Source organism: Blautia sp. BIOML-A1 (assembly GCF_009883055.1).
In the GTDB taxonomy this organism is placed as follows: domain Bacteria; phylum Bacillota; class Clostridia; order Lachnospirales; family Lachnospiraceae; genus Blautia_A.
The window spans coordinates 138,371-158,094 of record NZ_WWVR01000011.1 but is presented as its reverse complement, the minus strand read 5'-3'; the positions used below and the strand labels follow the sequence as shown (position 1 = coordinate 158,094).

Annotated in this window: 19 protein-coding genes; 1 reads left to right on the top strand and 18 read right to left on the bottom strand. The window is 41.1% G+C overall.

The window, feature by feature from the left end:
• Positions 1 to 11 precede the first annotated feature (11 nt).
• The 13 genes from GT674_RS07385 to GT674_RS07320 form a co-directional block, all read right to left on the bottom strand.
• Positions 12 to 1,379 (bottom strand): MATE family efflux transporter, encoded by a 1,368-nt coding sequence (locus GT674_RS07385; RefSeq protein ID WP_161285120.1) that lies wholly within the window; start codon positions 1,377 to 1,379, stop codon positions 12 to 14.
• Positions 1,380 to 1,589: 210 nt separating this feature from the next.
• Entirely contained in the window at positions 1,590 to 2,099 is a 510-nt protein-coding gene (locus GT674_RS07380; protein WP_161285119.1) for a CarD family transcriptional regulator, read from the bottom strand.
• Between the two features lie 28 nt (positions 2,100 to 2,127).
• Positions 2,128 to 2,349, bottom strand: coding sequence for a hypothetical protein (locus GT674_RS07375; RefSeq protein ID WP_117639141.1), 222 nt, complete (start codon positions 2,347 to 2,349; stop codon positions 2,128 to 2,130).
• A 218-nt stretch (positions 2,350 to 2,567) separates the two neighbouring features.
• Positions 2,568 to 3,215, bottom strand: a complete 648-nt coding sequence (locus tag GT674_RS07370) for an HAD family hydrolase (protein ID WP_161285118.1) — start codon at positions 3,213 to 3,215, stop codon at positions 2,568 to 2,570.
• Positions 3,216 to 3,333: 118 nt separating this feature from the next.
• Positions 3,334 to 4,521 (bottom strand): YgeY family selenium metabolism-linked hydrolase, encoded by a 1,188-nt coding sequence (locus GT674_RS07365; RefSeq protein ID WP_161285117.1) that lies wholly within the window; start codon positions 4,519 to 4,521, stop codon positions 3,334 to 3,336.
• Positions 4,522 to 4,564: 43 nt separating this feature from the next.
• Complete coding sequence (locus GT674_RS07360; protein WP_161285116.1) at positions 4,565 to 6,178, bottom strand: N-acyl-D-amino-acid deacylase family protein; 1,614 nt, start codon at positions 6,176 to 6,178, stop codon at positions 4,565 to 4,567.
• 146 nt (positions 6,179 to 6,324) lie between these two features.
• Positions 6,325 to 6,672, bottom strand: a complete 348-nt coding sequence (locus GT674_RS07350; RefSeq protein ID WP_161285115.1) for an ABC transporter permease subunit — start codon at positions 6,670 to 6,672, stop codon at positions 6,325 to 6,327.
• Between the two features lie 151 nt (positions 6,673 to 6,823).
• Positions 6,824 to 7,534, bottom strand: coding sequence for an ABC transporter substrate-binding protein (locus GT674_RS07345; protein WP_161285114.1), 711 nt, complete (start codon positions 7,532 to 7,534; stop codon positions 6,824 to 6,826).
• 177 nt (positions 7,535 to 7,711) lie between these two features.
• Complete coding sequence (locus tag GT674_RS07340) at positions 7,712 to 9,100, bottom strand: MFS transporter (RefSeq protein ID WP_161285113.1); 1,389 nt, start codon at positions 9,098 to 9,100, stop codon at positions 7,712 to 7,714.
• A 33-nt stretch (positions 9,101 to 9,133) separates the two neighbouring features.
• Positions 9,134 to 10,162 carry a zinc-dependent alcohol dehydrogenase gene (locus tag GT674_RS07335; protein WP_161285112.1) on the bottom strand — a complete coding sequence of 343 codons (1,029 nt, stop codon included), beginning with the start codon at positions 10,160 to 10,162 and terminating at the stop codon, positions 9,134 to 9,136.
• Between the two features lie 222 nt (positions 10,163 to 10,384).
• Positions 10,385 to 11,488: an ROK family transcriptional regulator gene (locus GT674_RS07330; protein WP_161285111.1), complete on the bottom strand. Its 1,104-nt coding sequence runs from the start codon at positions 11,486 to 11,488 to the stop codon at positions 10,385 to 10,387.
• A 97-nt stretch (positions 11,489 to 11,585) separates the two neighbouring features.
• Complete coding sequence (locus GT674_RS07325) at positions 11,586 to 12,686, bottom strand: glycerol dehydrogenase (RefSeq protein WP_161285110.1); 1,101 nt, start codon at positions 12,684 to 12,686, stop codon at positions 11,586 to 11,588.
• A 56-nt stretch (positions 12,687 to 12,742) separates the two neighbouring features.
• Positions 12,743 to 13,756 carry a M20/M25/M40 family metallo-hydrolase gene (locus GT674_RS07320; protein WP_161285109.1) on the bottom strand — a complete coding sequence of 338 codons (1,014 nt, stop codon included), beginning with the start codon at positions 13,754 to 13,756 and terminating at the stop codon, positions 12,743 to 12,745.
• 285 nt (positions 13,757 to 14,041) lie between these two features.
• Here GT674_RS07320 and GT674_RS07315 point away from each other — a divergent pair, with 285 nt between their 5' ends.
• Positions 14,042 to 14,926, top strand: coding sequence for an aldose 1-epimerase family protein (locus GT674_RS07315; RefSeq protein WP_161285108.1), 885 nt, complete (start codon positions 14,042 to 14,044; stop codon positions 14,924 to 14,926).
• 3 nt (positions 14,927 to 14,929) lie between these two features.
• Here the strand turns inward: GT674_RS07315 and GT674_RS07310 are convergent, their stop codons facing one another.
• The 5 genes from GT674_RS07310 to GT674_RS07290 all read right to left on the bottom strand — a co-directional run bounded on the left by GT674_RS07310 (position 14,930) and on the right by GT674_RS07290 (position 19,715).
• Positions 14,930 to 15,544 carry a hypothetical protein gene (locus GT674_RS07310; RefSeq protein ID WP_161285107.1) on the bottom strand — a complete coding sequence of 205 codons (615 nt, stop codon included), beginning with the start codon at positions 15,542 to 15,544 and terminating at the stop codon, positions 14,930 to 14,932.
• Complete coding sequence (locus GT674_RS07305) at positions 15,535 to 16,074, bottom strand: ECF transporter S component (protein WP_161285106.1); 540 nt, start codon at positions 16,072 to 16,074, stop codon at positions 15,535 to 15,537. The genes GT674_RS07310 and GT674_RS07305 overlap by 10 nt, the downstream gene beginning before the upstream one ends.
• A gap of 79 nt (positions 16,075 to 16,153) precedes the next feature.
• On the bottom strand, positions 16,154 to 17,641 hold the full coding sequence (locus tag GT674_RS07300; RefSeq protein WP_161285105.1) for a lactate racemase domain-containing protein: 1,488 nt from the start codon (positions 17,639 to 17,641) through the stop codon (positions 16,154 to 16,156).
• A gap of 35 nt (positions 17,642 to 17,676) precedes the next feature.
• On the bottom strand, positions 17,677 to 18,513 hold the full coding sequence (locus GT674_RS07295; RefSeq protein ID WP_161285104.1) for a triose-phosphate isomerase family protein: 837 nt from the start codon (positions 18,511 to 18,513) through the stop codon (positions 17,677 to 17,679).
• Positions 18,514 to 18,560: 47 nt separating this feature from the next.
• Positions 18,561 to 19,715, bottom strand: a complete 1,155-nt coding sequence (locus GT674_RS07290) for a class II fructose-bisphosphate aldolase (protein WP_161285103.1) — start codon at positions 19,713 to 19,715, stop codon at positions 18,561 to 18,563.
• Positions 19,716 to 19,724: the final 9 nt, after the last annotated feature.

Sequence of the window (19,724 nt, the reverse complement as noted above, 5' to 3'; positions counted from 1 at the left end):
CTGAATCCTCCTTAACGCAAGGCATTAACCTTATTTTTTCTGATTTTCTTTAAGAACATATATCCTACAAAGCATGAAATTATTTCAGTAATCGGAAATGCCCACCAGATCAGCGAAACTCCCATCTGACCATTTCTTACAAATATAGAAAAAATTCCCGCCAATGGTAAAATAATCACAAGCTGTCTCAAAAGTGAAATAACCAGCGATTCCATACCTCCATCCAGTGCCTGATAAATGCCCTGATAAGCAACATTGATTCCGGCAAATAAGAAGCTTACTGAGATCACTCTCATCGCACTGATAAAATATTCTCTTGACTGTCCCGCATTAAACAGATTGGCAAATGCTCCAGGGAAAATCTCTGTGATTGCAATTCCCAGAATCATTAATACAATTGTATAAATCAGACCATATTTGATTCCATCCTGGATTCTCTTTTTGCTTCTCATTCCATAAGCAAACGCAAGGATCGGGGTGATTGCATCTCGCAGACCAAATGCAAGGAAGAGAACAAACTGCTGTACCTTATAGAACAGGCCATATGCTGTCTGTGCTGATGGATTGAACTTCAGGATCAGGTTCATCACATAAACCATAATAGACATCAGAGCCTGAGCGATAATTGCCGGAAGTCCGATTGCATAAATTTCCTTGATAATTCCGCTATCTGGTTTCATGTACTTCGCCCCATGCTCAAATTCTTTATTCAATTTCATATGGAAAATGAATAATAAAACTGCTGATGCTACCTGACCAATTACGGTTGCGTAGGCTGCACCCTTCACGCCCATTTCAGGGCAGGGTCCAATACCATAGATCATGATCGGATCAAGGATAATATTTACAACCGCACCTACTACCTGACCAATTGTAGAATAAAGAGAACGACCTGTTGCCTGGAGTAACTTTTCAAATAGAGAAAAGAAAATAATTCCAAAAGAAATCACACAGCATATCTGCAGATAGCTGACTCCCATCTCCAGTACTTCTGCATCTACTGTCTGTGATGAAATATATGCTTTCACCCCAAAGATAGCAAATAATAAGCAGACCACATAAATGATCACGCCCAGGAACAGACTGTTACCTGCTACTTTTGCAGCTTTTTTACTATTCCCCTGTCCAAGTGTCCTTGCAAGAAGTGCATTCGTTCCGACACCGGTTCCGATTCCAACTGCTACCATAAGCATCTGAACCGGAAATACCAGTGTCAAAGCATTTAATGCCGCTTCACTGCCTTCTCTCATATTTCCTACAAATGCACTGTCTACAATGTTATAGACCGCCTGCAATGCCATGGATAAGATCATTGGGATTCCCATCTGAATCATCAATTTATTCACCGGCATATCCTTCATCTTGTTGCTTTCCGCCATTGTGTTTTAACTCCTCTCTTTTCTGCACAAAAAAAGTGCACACCCTGTCTTATAAGCTGGACTTACGCTGACAGGCTACACACTTTTTCATGACGATATTGTATTTTAATAAAATAAAAACGAGCAGCAGGTAAACTGGATTTACGCTTACTTGCTACTCGTTTGTTGTAATTATATTGCCTGTTATTCAAAAAGTCAAACAAAATTTTATTAGCAGTTGTCTGTAATGTACTCAATAATCGTCTCACATACTTCTTTTTTGGGTTTTCCAATAGCAGCTCCCAGTTCCATATATAATAAGTTTTCTGCTATCTGGAAATACCTTGCATCCGTTGCAGTACACTTTTTCCCCTGTGCAAGTCTTTTCTGTTTCCGCTGATAAATCATTTTTATGATCGCAACTAATGCTTCCGGATCATTCGCTTTTACTGCTTCTTTATAATTTTGCTCTCTCATTTTTTCATTGTTTATCCATGCTGTCGGAATCTCCGGAATTCGTTTGATCAGATTCCATGCTTCTTCTTTTGTCAGACATAATCTCAATCTTGAATCTGAATTTGAAACTGGAACATATATTTTATCCTTTTCATCTTCTATTGGCTTCATCAGATAATATAATTTATTGTTTTTTTCGTCCTGAGGAGTCAAATATAAAATATCTTCTATTTTACAGATACCTGTGACTGGTTTACTGACAAGATCTCCAATTTCATATTTCACAAAATTCTCTCCTTACTGACCGGTCCTTTTATTCCGTAAAAGTATATCGTACAAAAGAGCCGTTATTATCTCCTGTTACAATTACAACATCTCCACTCTCATTGCTTGTAGTTTCCAGAATTGGGAATCTTCCATTTTCTTTTACATAAGCTTCCGGGCTGGCTGCTTCTGCCTCTATCAATGTTTTTTTACTGTATTGTTCTCCACCACATGGATTTATATCCTCAATAAAAATTTCATACTCATGCATATGTGCTTCCTCCTGAAATTAATTTTATAAAGGCGAGTAACGTATATTTTGCTTTTCTGCATGATTACGCCACTCGCCGCTATCTTTATTATAAAACTATTTTATTCTGGTTGCAAAAGCAGTTTTTACTAAAAAAACACCTTCTGTTTTTGGTCATTATTACCATGAGTTTACATGTACGCAAACTTCCGTCTTCTATTCCAGTATTACCGTCTGCATCACTTTTCCAATACTTCTTCTGTAAATTCATACAGGCTCTCATAGATTCCATCAACAAACTTTTTTATCTCCTCTGACGGTGCCAGAACATCCGGAATCATAATTGCAGTACATCCTGCTGCTTTTCCGGCACGGATACCATTCTCACTGTCCTCAAAGACATAGCAGGTTTCCGGTGTACAATGGATTCTCTCTGCTGCGAGAAGAAGAATATCCGGTGCCGGTTTACCATGTTTAACCTCTTTGCCGCTGACAACTGCATCAAAATATTCTCTCATTCCCGCCAGTTTCAGATTACTTTCTATCTGCTCCGGATAACTGCTACTTGCTACTGCAAGACGTATGCCTTTATCACAAAAAGCCTTTACAATCCGCTCTGCTCCTGATTTCTTTGGCACATGAACCTTAAGTTTCTGTCGCACCCGCTTTATGCACTCTTCCATGATAACGCTTCCATCTGCAACTCCATAATGCTTCTCAATCACTCTGCACATATGTGCACCGCTGGTTCCACAAATATCACCAACAAAATCTATTCCAAGAGTCACACCATTCTCCGCTGCCAGCTCGTTCCACGTTTCCTGATAGATGTTCTCTGTATCAAACAACAGACCATCCATATCAAAAATTGCACCTTTCATTTCCATTTACTATCCTCCACTTTCTACATTCCGGTTCTTCTGTTATTTCGCTTATCCATGCAATTCAGGATTGCTCTTTTTATCTGGATATTTGCTCGTCATGTGTAACTCACGCTATTCTCTTCTACAACACCAAAGCCTCCATCACCGCATAATAACATTCCACTGCTCCATAAAGCTGTGTAAGTTCCACATACTCATCCACCATATGTGCCAGATCTTCTCTGGATGGACCAAGACCAATGGTTGGAATTCCTTTTTCACCGGCATAGTGACTGCCGTTGGTACAAAAGCTGTATTGGGTCAGTTCAGGATCGTAGCCTGCTTCCCGGATTTTCTGGAGAATTTGCTGAACATACTTCTCTTCCGGGGCATAGTACCATCCTGGAAAAAATCGCTCACCTTGAATTTCAGCACCTGTGTAACACCTCTCACTGCCTACGGAAAAAGAGGCCTTCGCAGAAAATTCCGAATCTTCTTTTTCCAGCGAATCGATCAGCTTCTGAATAGGAGCCAGAATACTCTCCCTGGTTTCTCCGGTAAGAAGTCTTCGATCCAGAGTTGCCCGACAATATTCAGGAACTACGGAGGCTCCGGGATATGGGGAAGAAATAATATCTGTAACTTCCAGAATTCCCTTTCCCAGCTGCTCATGAATCGGAGGCTGGATCCTGTCAATTTCACCAAGCAATTTACACATCTTCTTCACTGCATTGATACCCTTCTCCGGATTGGCAGAATGGGCTGCTTTTCCGAAAGTCTCCAGAATAATCTCCGCACGTCCGCGTTGTCCGGTTTTGATGTTCAGTTCAGATGCTTCACCAATCACCACATAATCCGGATTCACCAGCTCACTGATGTTTCTGGCAGCCACGCCCTCGAAACATTCCTCATGAACCACTCCTGCCGTATAAATTTCTCCGGCAAAATCTTTCCCATGGTCTTCCATAAAGTAAGCTACTGCACAGAAAAATGCAGCCACTGCACCTTTCATATCTGATGTTCCCCGACCGTATAATTTACCATCTTCCACTACCGGTACAAAGGGATCATGTTTCCAGGTTTCTTTATTATCTGCCGGAACAGTATCCATATGCCCGTCAAACAGAACCTTGTTTCCAGTCCTGTCGCCTTTGATCTTTCCGATCACATTACCATATTTATCTGTGCAAAAATCATCAAATTGCTTCTGACGCATAAAACATTTCAGAACATCGGCTACTGCATTCTCCTCACCGGAATAACTTCTGTTGGAAACCAGCTTTTTGCAGAGGGCAAGAACCTCTGCTTTTCTTTCTTCTGTTAACTTCATGGCGTTCCTTCCTTTTTTGATTTCACAAAATTCTCTCAAACATTTATTTGTTACATCCCCGCACTATCCTGCCGCTTTGAGGGTTCCTGTACTCGTCCTGTTTTACTGCAATCTCGCCGCCCACCAGCACATAATCAAATCCCGTGCAGTACTGATCCGGATTCTCAAAGTCAGCATGAACCTTCAGTTTATCCAAATGGAATATATTGATATCCGCCGGCATTCCTTTTTCCAGGATTCCCCTGTTTATTCCCAGAACCCCTGCCGGTTTCGCTGTCATTTTATATATTGCATCTTCAATGGAAAACACCTTTTTATCCCGCACATAATCCGTCAACAGCTTGGGAAATGCACCATATACTCTGGGATGATATTTTCCACCAGCCGGATAGATTGCATCCGAGATCAGATTTGCCCGGCTATCCTTCAGAAAATGCAGCATATCCTCTTCAGAAGCAATGGTATCCAGCATGGTAACCTGGCATCGTTCTGCAAGCAAAATGTCGTACAAAGTATCATATGGATCCTGTTTAAATTGTTCTGCGATTTTTGCAATGGACTGTCCTGCATAGCTTCTGAATTTCTCTGTATGCAAAGTACTGGCATAAATCATATCAAATCCAGCCAGTTCCACAATATTTTCAAAAATGTCTGAGGGCTGCTTCAGCACCTTTGTAATTTTTCCTCTGCAGGATTGGTCAGCCAGTCTGGCACAAATCGCCTCTGTACCGCCTTCCTGGAACTGTGGCGGAAGAAGATGTACCAGCTGGGTGGAACCTGTAAGATAAGGATACAGATCAAAATCTACTTTCACATCTCTCGCTGCTGCCTGATCAAAAAGCTGCAGTATTCTCACTGGTGTCTCACCCCAGTTTTTCTTTCCAATGCATTTCAGATGGCTTACATGCAGTGGTATCTTAAGTTCCTCTGCCACAGAGATTACCTCCTGCAGAGCCAAAAGAATCCCATCACCTTCATTTCGGATATGAACAGTTACAGGAATATCCGTTCTTTTCAGGGGCTGCAGTGCTTCTACCAGCCCACCCCTGTCATATTCAAATTCCGGAGCATAAGCAATTCCAAGGCTGATTCCAAGGACTCCGGCTGCCAGAGATTCCTCCACGGCATCCCAGACCTGGTGTACCTCCTCTTTTGATAGCTTTCCGGATGCATATCCCTTTACTCCGGCACGGATTGTGCCATTTCCTGCAAGCATTCCCGTATTGACGCTTCGCCCTTCTTTCTCTAAAGCGGACATATAGGAAGACATGGTTGACATAATCTCAGCTCCTCTGTTTCTTGAATCCCCTGTCACACTACTGAGAAATCCCGCGATTTCTTTCTCGAACTTTTCTCCGGCCGGAGCCACCGAAAGCCCACAGTTTCCATTTACCACAGTCGTCAGTCCCTGCCTGTTCAGAAGCTGGTCATCCCCATTCCCAAAGGCCTGCCAGTCTCCATGCCTGTGAATGTCAATGAAGCCGGGAGTTATATAACCACCGGCCGCATTCAGAATATTCTCTTTCGGAAAGTCCCCGGGAATCTCAATATGTGTTCCCACTTCCGCAACTTTTCCATTTTTTATTACCAGATCGCCATAAAAAGGTTTCTCCTTTTTTCCATTTACAATCCATCCGTCTTTAATAATGTAATCCATTCTGTATTATCTTTTCTCAACTTTCCTGATAAACTGGCGAATGCGCTCGTTTTTCGGATGCTCAAAAAATTCTTCCGGAGGCGCATCCTCCACAATAACTCCATCTTCCATAAACAAAATCCGGTCTGCTACCTCTCTGGCCCGGGTCAATAGCATGGATACCGGAACGTACTATCTCTGCAATATATTGCACCTGTATTCAATGACATGGAAAGTGTACCCGCCGTCATAGCACTGAGGGTAATACCCAGATTTGGCAATCCGAAGTAGATCAGAAATGCCTGTACCATCAGTGGGGTTCCTCTCCAGATCCAGATATACAACTGAGCGAGCCTTGCAATCACTTTTATGTGACTGTCCCTCATCAGTGCAAGTATCACTCCCAGAATCGTACCAAATATAAGTGTCAGAACCGATATTTCCATCGTCACCGCACATCCATGGAGCAGTGACGGTATTTTGTCAAATACAAGTGACCATTTTAATGTTACCATACTATTTTCCCTGTGACCAGTAATTATCGCCGGTTTATCCTTTCTTCCTTACTTTTCCGGTTACTGTTCACCTTGTTCACAGCAACTCGTTTCCTGAATAGAAGTATTTCTGCATCTCTGTTTTATTCAGCAGCCTTTGCATCTTCTGCTGCTATAGATTGATAAATGCCAGCAGGTCATCTTTGCCTTTCTGAACTGCGATGGCGTTCTCTGCATGAGTAAATGGGTCACATACAATCTTGGTTCCATCATATTCCTTGGAAAGGATCTTCTGGTTCAGAAGGTCGTTTACTACTACATCCACACGACCTGCCAGAAGATCGGAAACACAGCCAACTGTATCTTTATACTGAACAATCTCATAAGAAACATCCGGATTTTCATCCAGAAAACTCTGTGCCACATTGTAGGAAGTTGCACCCTCTTTTACAGCAACCTTCAAACCATCGCAGTCAGCCAGACTCTTAATTGTGTCTGCATACTTGGAATCCTCTTTTACAGCAAGAATCATACCACTGTCACAGTAGGATTTTGACATGTCTACAACCTCACATCTCTCGTCTGTCTTATACATTGCTGCGATGGAAAAATCATATTCACCATTCTGGATAGATGGAACAATTGACTGAAATTCCATGTCTGTCACTTCCATGTCGACTCCCAGCTTATCTGCAATGTACTGAGCCAGATCAATGTCAAAGCCTACGATATTATTATCATCATCACGATGTTCAAATGGTACATAGGTACCGGTGGCTACGGTGATCACACCTTTTTCCTCTCTGACTCTCGCCAGTGCAGATAACCTGCAATTACTGTTTACAGATGACGCTGTACACATTCCTGCAAGCATTATTTTCATCCGAATTTCCGGCTTTAATAAAGCAAAAAGAGCCGCCTTACGGCAGCCCTTTCTGCGTGATAGAAAAAACGGAGCAAACTACTTAATGAGTTTGCTCCGTTGCAACTTATGGCGAAACTATAACAAACAGATTCCTGCCTGTAAATCCATAAATCCAACAATTTTTTTGTATGGTTTTTATATTTTTTGTACATTTCGCAAATCAGTGGTCTTTCCTCTTTTCAGATCCTCTACGATTTCATTATAACGTTTTTTGTTTAATCTATAAAAGAACAAAACAATTGCCGTAACAATCCACAGAATTCCCGGAATTGTCGAAAATGCATGCTTCATGATTGCGATTACTGCCGAATTCTGTGTCTGATTTGCTGCATATCCATATTTTCCAAGCAGTGCTGCAAGAAGTGCTGTTCCAACTGCCATTCCGATTTTATTTCCAAGAGAAACAAAAGCATACTGAAATCCATCATTTCTAAGTCCAGTCTTCCATTCACCATATTCCACACAGTCTGGAATAATTGCGTAAATTGCCGTATTAAATCCAGAAAAAAAGAACTGCGTGATTCCGGCAAGAGTATAAAATACAACCGGCGATTCTTTAACATTAAAGAAATACATTGCCAGCATTGCGATACCAGTAAACAAGGCAAAGATAGATGCCGTTCTTCCTTTATTATTCAGCTTCCGAAATACTGGCTGAAAGCATGCCGCACCAATAATGGACGGAATGATAATACACATCGAATATGTTGTATAATAGGATGCATTTCCCTCTACATAAGTAAAATAATATAAGATATCTGCATTTCTTCCATATAATGTAAACCCAAACAACACCTGACCAACCAGTGCCAGAAGATATGGTTTATTCTGCATAACTGCTTTCAGCTGTACTTTAATTGAAATTTTTTCTTTCTCAGGAATTACTACCTGTTCTTTTGTCTTTGCAAAACAGAAGAAATGACAGGCAGCAAAGATGCATCCATAAATGATTGCAACGAACAAATATCCATTCTTTGCACTGCTGCTTCCCAGCTTACTGATCAGCGGTACTGTCACAATATTAATAATTCCAATCGCGATCATGGCTGACACCGATCGCGAGGTATTAATTTTGGCACGCTCATCAATATCCTGTGTCATAGCACCGCAGAGTGTTCCATATGGAATATTTACACAGGTGTATCCTAACACGAGAAGGCAATATGTTATTACCATATAAATAATCTTCGCTGTATTTGACCAGTCCGGATGTGCCCAAAAAGAAAGGACGAGAAGAATTGCTGTAATCGGAGCAGCTATAAGAAGCCACGGACGATATCTTCCCCATCTTGTATGAGTCTTATCTGTCAGACCACCTACGATCGGATCATTGATTGCATCCCAGAATCTTGAAAAAAGCATCAAAGCTGATACCGCTGCCATACTGATTCCAAACACATCTGTATAAAAAATCATCAGAAAATTACTGACAAACATCCAGCTGAAATTACATCCCACATCTCCAAACCCATATGCGACCTTACTGATCAGCGGTACTTTTCCATTATTACTTTCGTTCCCCATATTTTTCTCCCCTATCAGAATATTGCTGGAATTCTATTTTTCCTGAACATTAATAATTACTTTCATGGTTGTCTCGCGGTTGTCATCAATATACTGATATGCTCTCAGATAATCCTTAAATGCAAATGTTTTGGAAATTAAAGGTCTTAGATGTACCTTTCCATCATTTACAAGTGTAATTCCATCGATATAATCATCATGTCGGTACATCATCGTACTCTTGATATCCAATTCATGATCATTGGCAACTGCAAGATCAATCGATGCCATACCAGCAAATACAGCTACCAGAACGATTACGCTTCCTTTTCTTGCATACTTGATTGCCTGCCCCATTGTAATATTATTTCCTGCACAATCATAGATCACATCTGCTTTATCAGGGCCAAACGCTTCAATCATTGCCTCTCCAAAATCTTTCTCTTTTGTATTTACGCATACATCAATTCCACACTCTTTTGCTTTATCCAGACGAAGATCACTGACATCTGTGATCATAACGTTTGCTGCCCCCATTCCTTTCGCTGACTGAGCCACCAGATTTCCAATTGGACCTGCTCCGAGAACTGCAATATTCATTCCCTTTACATCGCCCATCTGTTTCACAGCATGTACTGCTACGGCAAGAGGCTCGATCATTGCACCTTCTTCATAAGACATCTCTTCCGGAATCGGTGTTACTTTAGATGCATCTACTGCAAAATACTCAGAAGCAGTTCCTGTTGTCTGGAATCCCATAACCTTCAGTTCTTCACAGAGATTGTATTTTCCATGACGACATGGATAACAGTGTCCGCAATAAACCTGCGGTTCAATTGTTACTTTCTGTCCTGTATGGAATCCTGAAGTATCTTTTCCTACCTTCACAATTTCTCCTGATACTTCATGTCCCTGTGTAACCGGATATTTGGTAAATGGATGTTTTCCATGGTATACATGAATATCGGATCCACAGATTCCAATGTTCATGATTTTAACCAGTACCTGATCATCTTTTATTTCCGGAACCGGTACTTCTCTGAAAATAATCTCTCCTGGATTTGTCATTACCTGCTGTAACATAATAAGTTCCTCCTTTATTTATCATCTTTTATTAAATGTTTTATTAAAGTAATTACATTATTATCCATCAAACTCAATTTGTCAATATATCTTTGTTAACTTCTGCCTATTGCACAAGATTATTTAAATGAATTTATGCATTTTGACAACAAAAAATCCAGAGAGAAAACATTTTTCCGTGTTTCCTCTCTGGATTATAAGCTCTTGATACTAAGATCATAATTATATGTTTTTTATAAACTCCTGCAGAAAATATTTCGCCACACCCACTGCAGAGGCCTCTTTCTTGTAAGAACAGGTTTTCAGATATCTCACATCATGATCAAATCCATTGTATTCCATTACTTTCTCTCCCAATGGTATCATATACTCTGACAGATATCCTCCGACTTCACCTCCAAGAATAATATCCATATCGTATGCCATTCGCAAATTCGATATCAAAATCGCCAGATTTTTCAGATACTCCTGCCAAATCTCTTCTGCACTTGCTTCCTTTTCTTCTAAATGTGCCATAAACTGTTCTAATGTCTGGTGTGTTTCATCTGTTAACACACTTGCTGCACAATAAGCATCTGCACATCCCAGCTTTCCGCAATAACATTTCTTTCCTCCCGGAACCAGGATCATATGCCCAAATTCTCCAGCCTTCTGATTCTCTCCCAGTATTAATTTTCCATCAATACAAAATGCTCCACCAAGAGTATTATTCAGTGACAGGTACAATGCATTTTTATATCTGTCTAAGTCTTCTGCCATCATTGCTGCATTAGCATCGTTTTCAAAGTATACTGGCAGTGAAAATGCCTGTTCCAGGAAACTGAGACTGTAATTCTCTAGTTGAAGTGCATGTGACTTGATCAGCATTCTCTCTCCTGACCTTATAATTCCTGGAACAGAGATACCGATTCCAAGAATTCTGTCCTGATTTTCTACATCTATCAAAAAACGTTTCAGTTCATCCCTGATCTGCGAATAGTAAGAAGCTTCTGTTGAAAATTCCATCCGGATTCTTTCATACTTTTCAATTTCGGATTTCAGATTTACAAGTACAAACCCTACATGTTTTGCAGTAATTCTAATTCCAACTGCATAGCGATATGCAGGATTAATACTGATCATTTTCGCTTTTCGTCCGCCGGTAGACTCATATTCTCCCATTTCAACTGCAATTCCACTGGCCAGCAGTTCATTTACATTAGACAAAACTGTCGGCATGCTGAGATTCAGATTCCTGGATAATTCTACTTTAGATGTTGCTTTTTGATTTATAATATAATTAATAATTTGACATTTTGTACTGTTTTTCTTTTCCGTTCCAGCCATCTCAAAGATTCCTTTTGTAAAGTATTTTATAAAAGAATCTTACCTTTTCCGGATGGATTTGTAAAGTCACTTTTGTACAAAAAACATTATACTCTGCTTATTCCTCTCCAAGATAATATCTGCCATATGCATCTGCTGCCTTGATCGCTGCAAATACACTCTCCGGTGTAACTGTGAATGGCATATTCTGGAGAGTATCACCTTCTGCACTTGCAGCCTTTGCAACTTCCATAAGCTGCTCATCTGTTACATTACCTGCTCCAAGTTCTTCAAGTGTGACCGGAAGTCCCACTTCTATGCACCACATAATAATTTCTTCCAATTCTTCATGTGGGACATTTTCCAGTACCAGCTGTGCCAGGGTTCCAAATGCAACCTTTTCACCATGATACATATGATGGCATTCTTCCAGTACTGTCAGACCATTGTGGATTGCATGAGCTCCTGCAAGTCCTGCACTTTCAAATCCAATTCCGGAAAGCAGAGTATTTGCCTCAATAATCTTTTCCACTGCCGGAGTACATACGCCTGCTTCCAAAGCAATTTTAGCCTTTACGCCTTCTTCCATCAGGGTATCAAAGCAAAGCTCTGCAAGTGCCATAGCAGCACCTGTTGTGTTTCCGCCTGCGCAGGAAGTTGCTTCACTTCTCTGGCATGCTCTTGCCTCAAAATAAGTTGCAAGCGCATCACCCATACCTGCTACAGTAAGTCTGACAGGAGATTTTGCAATGATCTCTGTATCCATCATAACAAGATTTGGATTAGCCGGAAGGAATAAATATTTTTCAAAAACGCCCTCATCCGTATAGATTACAGACAAAGCACTGCAAGGAGCATCTGTGGACGCGATCGTCGGACAGATGAACACCTGTGTTCCGGCATAATGCGCAACAGCTTTCCCTGTATCAAAAATCTTGCCGCCGCCAATACCAATTGTAAGATCACAGCCGTTGTCTTTAACTACTTTCAGCAGTCTGTCGATTTCATTGGTGCTGCATTCACCATTGAAATAATCAAAAACAAGTTCACAGTTATTTTCAGCAAAACTATCTTCGATCATTTTGCCGATTCTCTTATAACCACCCTGGCTGATCAGAACCAGTGCTTTTTTTCCTGCTGCTGCGGCATATTTGCCGATGTTTTTCATTTCTCCTGATCCCTGAACATATTTGGAAGGGCTGATTAAGATTTTTGCCATAAAAATACTCCTTTCTACGTTTCTATTGTTACACTTTTTACTGGTTTCCACACCTATTATACACACTTTACAAGGAATTCTGCAATCAATTCTATGCAGCCTTCCACATCTTTTTCATCGGCCACTTCCGCTGGCATATGCATATAACGCAATGGAATGGATACCAGTACCATCGGTATTCCCTGGTTGGAAAAATGAATTTTATCACCGTCTGTGTAAGTAAGTCTGCTTGCAGCTTCTCTCTGAACCGGAATTCCGGCTTCTTTTGCACATTCTTCCATTTTTGCATTCAAGGCTTTTACTACAATAGGACTGTTACACAGAACCGGACCTTCTCCCAGAAGAACAGTTCCCGTTTCAGCCGGATCCATTCCATTGTAATCACTTGCATAAGTCACATCGACAACGATTGCCATTGTCGGATTGATCCGTGTGCTTGTCCAGTAAGCCCCCGTCTTCGTTGTTTCTTCTCCTGTTGTTGAAGCACCGTAAACACCTGCCTTACATCCTCGTTCTTTTGCCCTCTTCATTGCTTCCATGATGATGTAAACACCAAGTCTGTCGTCAAGAGCACGGGCCGTAAATTTCCCGTTCGCGAGCTTACGGATGTGTGTATCCCGAACGATCGGATCTCCGAGATTTACATATTTCAGTGCATCCTCCCTGTCTTTTGCTCCGATATCGATCAGGAAATGTCTAGTCTCAAGTTTCTCTTCTTTAAACAGATTTCGATATGCCTCAACCACACCGTAAACTTCACCATTGGAAGTCCGGATCCTTACCTGCTGCCCCGGATAAGTTGCCGGAACAATTCCGCCTCTGTCGATCACCTGCAGCCTTCCGTCTTCTCTGATATTGGATATCATAAGACCGATTTCATCTGCATGTGCCGAAAGCATGATCTTCACATCACTGTCCGGATTCAAAACGCAGACCAGATTCTGCATTTCATCCCGGCGGATCTCATCCACATAGTCTTTCATCTCTTCTTCTACAATATCCTGTACCGGTTCTTCATATCCGGACACTGAAATACTGCCAAGAAGAGCATGCAAAAAGTTTTCGTTCATCCTGCCTGTTTTCCTTCCGCTTTCTACTGTATTTATATTATTACCGTTTTCCTGTGTTTCCTATTCTTTTATTATACACATTCTCCAAAATACTGTAAACTGTTCACAGATAATATCCCGCAACATACGGGTAACAAAGCCATCACCGATTCGGAACCGGATGATTTTTTCTGATAACAGCCGACAAACGATTGTCCAACTTTTACTTCCATTACAGCGTTTTTATGGTACGCTTAAGATACGGCAATTACTATATATCTTTTATTTATTGTAAGGGGGTTTATTATGCAGATTAAATTACAATCCAATGATTATCACGTACTTGTAAACACACTTGGTGCCGAGTTAAATTCCTATTCCAGCCCAGAGGGAAAAGAGTATATATGGAACTCTGATCCGACCTACTGGCTCCGCTCTTCTCCGCTTCTTTTTCCTGCTGTGGGAAATGTCCGAAACGGAGAAACTGTTATCAAAGATCATATATATCAGATGCCCAAGCATGGTTTTTGCAAGGAATCTGAATTTGAAGTAACAGAACAAACCGAGAATTCCATCACTTTTCTGCTGAAAGCAAATGAAGAGACACAAAAACACTATCCTTATCATTTTGAACTTCGTTTGGCTTATCATCTGAATGGCAGCACTCTGTCTATGGATTATAGAGTCACAAACAAGGATTCTGAAACTATGTACTACCACATTGGTGCACATCCTGGTTTTATGTGCCCGGTCAATCCTGGGGAAACTATTGAAAATTGTATTCTGAGATTTGAAAAAGAAGAAAATTTTATCTCCTACGAATATGACATTAAGAATCTGGAATTTAATTTTAAACACAAGGTACAGCAAAAAGCAGAAGGCAATACCCTTCCGCTCACAATTCCAATGTTTGATCAGGATGCTGTTTTCTTTGAAAAGACAAACTCACATCGCGTTTCTTTCTTAAATACAGTTACAGAGAAAGGTGTGTCCGTGTATTACCCTGATTTTGAATCTCTCGCAATTTGGACACCTGCCGGAGGAAAGGCTCCATTTCTCTGTCTGGAGCCCTGGAACGGTTCTGCCATCTTCCATCAGGATGATGATGTTTTTGCTCACAAGTATGGCATTATTGCACTGGAGGCAGGAAAAGAAGCAACCTATCACCTGGAGATTTCCCTGATAGAATAGCCTCTATTCTTCCGTTTTCAGATTCCACATGATCTGGATCGCACCCTCCATTACATGGAATTTTTCAAAATAGGCTTCCTCTTTTGGAATCCATATATTCTGAAATTGTTTTGCTTTTTCAAGACCATTACGTCTTTTTATATTGGCAATCTGATCTTCAGGAGAAATATTCATAAAGATACGGACATGATAAGGGTTCTTAAAGTATGGATGCATACTGTAGGAACCCTCTATTATATTCAGTCTCTTATAGGGGATTGGATATGCTTTTAGCAGTCCCCATTTCTGACAGCTGAATGGCTGATAGCATACCTGCTCTTTCTGAAGAAGCGGTCTTAAGACCGTCTCCTCAAACCGTTCATAATCTACATTTCCTCCGACCTCTCTTAAGCGCTCCGGAGTCCTCTGTTCCATCCGCAGAAAAAAATCATCCATCCGAAACAGATTGCAGTCAAAAATCTGTTTCAGATATTCCCCCAGTGTGGTTTTTCCACTTCCGCATCTTCCGTCAATCGCAGCCAGCAACGGTTCATCTGAACCCTTCTTCTCTTCCAGAAGCTGTCTGATGGCATCAACTGCCGGCTCAAATCTTTCCCGGCAATGGCTCTTTAATTCCATTCTAAGGTTCCTTCCATACAATACAGACGTTCTACCAGCACAGGGATCAGCATAAGCTGAATCATAATTCCAGGCAGAGCATTAACAAATCCCCCCATCAGAAACAGTTTCCAGGTAAAAATCCCGCCTGTAAGTGCATAAATTGCTGCCGAAGCCAGTCCCCATACGATTCTTCCACACAGCATTGCTGTTATCAGTGATACATACAGTGATTTTATATCTCTGTTCATTTTTTCCGATAAAATTCCTGCTACAAAGCCATATGTGGCAAGTTCAAATGCCATGCATACTGCATTTGGAAAAATTGCCGGCATCCCAAACAAAACTCCTCTCAAAAGAGGTGTGATGATCCCAACGATCAGTCCGTATGGCCATCCGCAGACATAACCGCATAACAATACCGGTATATGCATTGGACAAAGCATTTTTCCAACTGCCGGTATCTGCATCGTAATAAACGGAAGAATCAGTCCGATCGCAAGAAACAATGCTGCCAAAGTTGTTTTTCTTAAACCTGTGTTTTCCTTCATAAGCCAGTCTCCTTTATTTTTTAAGAAAAAACATCCCTGTCCAAAACATATAAATGACTCTGGACAGGGATGTTTTAAATTAACAGCAGCAAGGATGACGATGTCCGTATTCATCCATGCAGTCCTGTGCAGGATCTTTCATACAGAGATGTACAGCTGCTTTTTTGAACGTCATTGGCAGTGCCAGAATGTTTGGTTCCTGACCAACAAATTTCTTCTTGGCATCTTCCAGTGCTTCTTCAAATGTAGCTCTTGTTTTTAATCCCATTCCTCTTGCATATCCCGGTTCTTCAGCACCTACAATATAAATTGCGCTGGTGTTCATTTCTGCAATGTGTCCGCAGGACATCATAGAGAAGCCATGGAATGGATGGAATGCATTTGTAAAACGATATTTACGGATATATTCTTCATTTGTTGCAAAATACTCTCCAAGACGATTCATATCCGGCAGGGTATTCATATGATCGTGCTGGAACAGGTCATATAATTCTCTTAAATATGGCCAGCGCTCATCATGGAAATATCCATTACATGTAGATGCACAGATGATCACACAGTTATCGCTCATGACTCTCTTGAATCGAAGTACCTGAGCACTCAGAGCCTGCATCATCATAATCGGGTTGGTTCCCATTCCATCACCATAGTGGAATTTCTGCGGCATACCAAATACAAGAACATCATATTTTTTTTCTGCCCAGTGTACGTAAGTTCTCTTGTCTGCAAGCTTCCAGCTGATCGGCATCATTTCTTTTGCATAGCCGGAATAAATTGCAATCTGTCTGGACTGTGTATCCAGCACTGCATCACAGCAGAAGAAAGGATGTCCCATCTTTTCTTCCATATGCATACTGATCTCATCAAATTTATTACGCATAAGGCTTCCGCCGTTAACCGGTGTAAAATCATCTCTGTGCATAACAGACGGTACATGATGGCTTGCAATGCATCTCCAGTTTGTAATACCTGTTGCACTGTGTTTGTATCCACCTGAATATCCGCCATAAGGATTTCCCTGTACATGACCGATCAGAATCGGAATATCACAGTCAAATACATATTTATTCATGTATACCGGATCACCTCTGTGAGTGGTTCCAAGATATACCATATGTTCCTGATCTTCGCTGTCATGGCTGATGATCTGTCCTGTATGCCAGAATTCATTGAATAATTCCTCTCCAAAGATTGCTTTGGCATCAGATTCTTTGCTTCTCGGGTGCAGTCCGTTGGAAATAATGAACATAATATCTTTCTTCTCAACACCGGCAGCATATAATTCTCTTAAAATATATTTAATACTTAATTTTCTGTGACTGGTAGCCTGTTCTCCACCCTTTACACGGTCCGGAACAATAAAGGTAACTGTTTTGCCAGGTCCTGCCAGTTCTGTTAAAGTAGGCATTCCAATCGGATGCGCCAGACTTTCCAGATAAGCAGCCTCCAGCTGATCTTCCGGAATACAAGCCGGATCCTTTACTGTTTCTCCCGGGATAAAAATATCAGTATTATCCGGCAGTTCTGCTGCCATGGTTCCCTGTCCATACTCAAAATCAAGTTTCATAGTAAATCTCCCTTCATTATATTTAGTTTTGTTATTTACTTTCCCATATAAAGACGGATAATTTCAAGATACTCTTCCGGATAGTATCCAATCTCACCCTGGAATCTTGTCAGAGCGATCAGTCCACCATCGATTTCATCAATAGAAGCAAGCATTTCTGCATTATCCTGTTTTAGGCCGCCGCCATATACAATGTCCATGCCATTTGTCTTTTCTTTTACAAATTTTGCAATCTTGGTAATGTATTCTTTGCCGGCTGGTGTTTTTCCAGGTCCAATAGACCAAATTGGTTCATATGCGATAACAACCTTTGAGGTATCTACATCTTTAAGTCCGATCTCAAGCTGTCTTCCAAGTACTTCCTGCCACTGCTCCTGCTCTTCGCTCTTTTCACCGATACAGTAAAGAACCTTCATTCCTCGTGCAATCGCACATTTGATTTCCTGGTTCAGAAGACGATTTACAGCATCTGTATCTGTAACGCCTGCTTCTGCAAGAATTCCTGCCTTATCATTTCTTTCTTCGCAGTGTCCGATGATCGTAGTCTCACATCCTGCAGCCACCATAGCAGAAGCCGGTCTGTTTGAGGTAAACGCACCAAAGTTTCCGCCAACTGCGGTGTCTGCTCTGAACACACTCTGACATCCGATCTGAACAGGGCTTCCTTCTGTTTTGGCTGCAGCCGCATTCAGAAGATGCACCTCCGGAAAATACATGCCAAATTCCACTTCTGAAGGATCATATTTTTTTAATTCTTCCTGCGTATTCTTTACAATACAGGATGCCCAGTCAGCAACTGGAGCAAGACGGTTTACGCCTCCGAATTCCACTGGAACATCAAATCTTTTTAAATTCAGATAAATATGTTTCATAAGATTCTTACCTTTCTCTTAACAATATTAACAGATCAGTATATAGATCAAAGTCCTTTACGATAGCGCTCTGCCATCTCTTCCAGACTTGCCATTTCTACCAGCGGCGCTTTTCCATAAGAACCAAACTCTACGATCAGAGTACCGATGGCTTCTTTTACCCCCTTCTCAACAACAGCCATAAGAGCGGCAACATCTTCATCCGGAACAATTCCATACATAACTGTATCCATAATAGGTGTCAGGAATGCACGTGGATCAAACTGCTCTTTCTTTGCTTCCAGAAGACGATATACTTCACCGATAGACTGGCTTTCTCTCTTCTCCGGATGATTTGCAAAGAATTCTTTCATATTTCTTGTAACTGCAAGACGAATATCGGTATCTACATTGATCTTGCCAATACCACATGGAATTGCAGCTTTCAGTTCCTCAATGGAAATTCCATAAGCATTCTGGATATTTCCGCCCAGTGCATTGATCTCATCTACGATATATCTCGGTACAGTTGATGATCCATGAGATACCAGTACACCAAAGATGCCCTCATGCATCATACATTCTTTAATAGCAATCGCAATTTCTTTTCTTAACTTAACATTCTTTCCTTTGGAAGCACCATGCATGGTTCCATAAGAGATAGCCAGTGCATCGACACCTGTTTTCTTAAAGAATTCAACTGCTTTTAAAGGATTGGTATATGTAGAAGTAGCTGAGAACACATGATCCTCAACACCAGCCAGAACACCAAGTTCACCTTCTACAGAAACGCCTCTTTCATGTGCATACTTAACAACTTCGCGGGTCAGCTCCACATTTTCATCAAACGGAAGACTGGATCCATCGATCATAACAGATGTATATCCGCCTTCGATCGCTGCTTTACAGGAATCAAAGTTCTTACCGTGATCCAGATGAAGAACAACCGGAATCGGTGAATTTTCTGCATATTTCTTAACAGCATCTGCAATATTCTTTGCACCGATTTTTTTGTCTTCCAGAGTAGCATTCTGGAAGTCTGTTCTTCCACCCATAAATCCATTTGCAAGGTCTGCTCCCTGAAGGATTGCTGCGGAACGGAACATTTCATGAACTTCAATCGCTGCTTTTGCCTGAGCTACTGCATTCACATTAAATGCACCCTGAGCAAAATGATATTTATCTACAGTTTCCAGTAATGGTCTTAATGGTATTAACGGCATAATCTATTC

Excerpts from the sequence above, each read along its gene's own strand:
- GT674_RS07290 (WP_161285103.1), bottom strand. The coding sequence starts at position 19,715 with ATGCCGTTAATACCATTAAGACCATTACTGGAAACTGTAGATAAATAT.
- GT674_RS07350 (WP_161285115.1), bottom strand. The coding sequence starts at position 6,672 with ATGGTAACATTAAAATGGTCACTTGTATTTGACAAAATACCGTCACTG.
- GT674_RS07320 (WP_161285109.1), bottom strand. The coding sequence starts at position 13,756 with ATGAACGAAAACTTTTTGCATGCTCTTCTTGGCAGTATTTCAGTGTCC.
- GT674_RS07335 (WP_161285112.1), bottom strand. The coding sequence starts at position 10,162 with ATGTTACAGCAGGTAATGACAAATCCAGGAGAGATTATTTTCAGAGAA.
- GT674_RS07370 (WP_161285118.1), bottom strand. The coding sequence starts at position 3,215 with ATGGAAATGAAAGGTGCAATTTTTGATATGGATGGTCTGTTGTTTGAT.
- GT674_RS07330 (WP_161285111.1), bottom strand. The coding sequence starts at position 11,488 with ATGGCTGGAACGGAAAAGAAAAACAGTACAAAATGTCAAATTATTAAT.
- GT674_RS07315 (WP_161285108.1), top strand. The coding sequence starts at position 14,042 with ATGCAGATTAAATTACAATCCAATGATTATCACGTACTTGTAAACACA.
- GT674_RS07300 (WP_161285105.1), bottom strand. The coding sequence starts at position 17,641 with ATGAAACTTGATTTTGAGTATGGACAGGGAACCATGGCAGCAGAACTG.
- GT674_RS07385 (WP_161285120.1), bottom strand. The coding sequence starts at position 1,379 with ATGGCGGAAAGCAACAAGATGAAGGATATGCCGGTGAATAAATTGATG.
- GT674_RS07375 (WP_117639141.1), bottom strand. The coding sequence starts at position 2,349 with ATGCATGAGTATGAAATTTTTATTGAGGATATAAATCCATGTGGTGGA.
- GT674_RS07295 (WP_161285104.1), bottom strand. The coding sequence starts at position 18,513 with ATGAAACATATTTATCTGAATTTAAAAAGATTTGATGTTCCAGTGGAA.
- GT674_RS07345 (WP_161285114.1), bottom strand. The coding sequence starts at position 7,534 with ATGAAAATAATGCTTGCAGGAATGTGTACAGCGTCATCTGTAAACAGT.
- GT674_RS07340 (WP_161285113.1), bottom strand. The coding sequence starts at position 9,100 with ATGGGGAACGAAAGTAATAATGGAAAAGTACCGCTGATCAGTAAGGTC.
- GT674_RS07310 (WP_161285107.1), bottom strand. The coding sequence starts at position 15,544 with ATGGAATTAAAGAGCCATTGCCGGGAAAGATTTGAGCCGGCAGTTGAT.
- GT674_RS07365 (WP_161285117.1), bottom strand. The coding sequence starts at position 4,521 with ATGAAGTTAACAGAAGAAAGAAAAGCAGAGGTTCTTGCCCTCTGCAAA.
- GT674_RS07325 (WP_161285110.1), bottom strand. The coding sequence starts at position 12,686 with ATGGCAAAAATCTTAATCAGCCCTTCCAAATATGTTCAGGGATCAGGA.
- GT674_RS07360 (WP_161285116.1), bottom strand. The coding sequence starts at position 6,178 with ATGGATTACATTATTAAAGACGGATGGATTGTAAATGGAAAAAAGGAG.
- GT674_RS07305 (WP_161285106.1), bottom strand. The coding sequence starts at position 16,074 with ATGAAGGAAAACACAGGTTTAAGAAAAACAACTTTGGCAGCATTGTTT.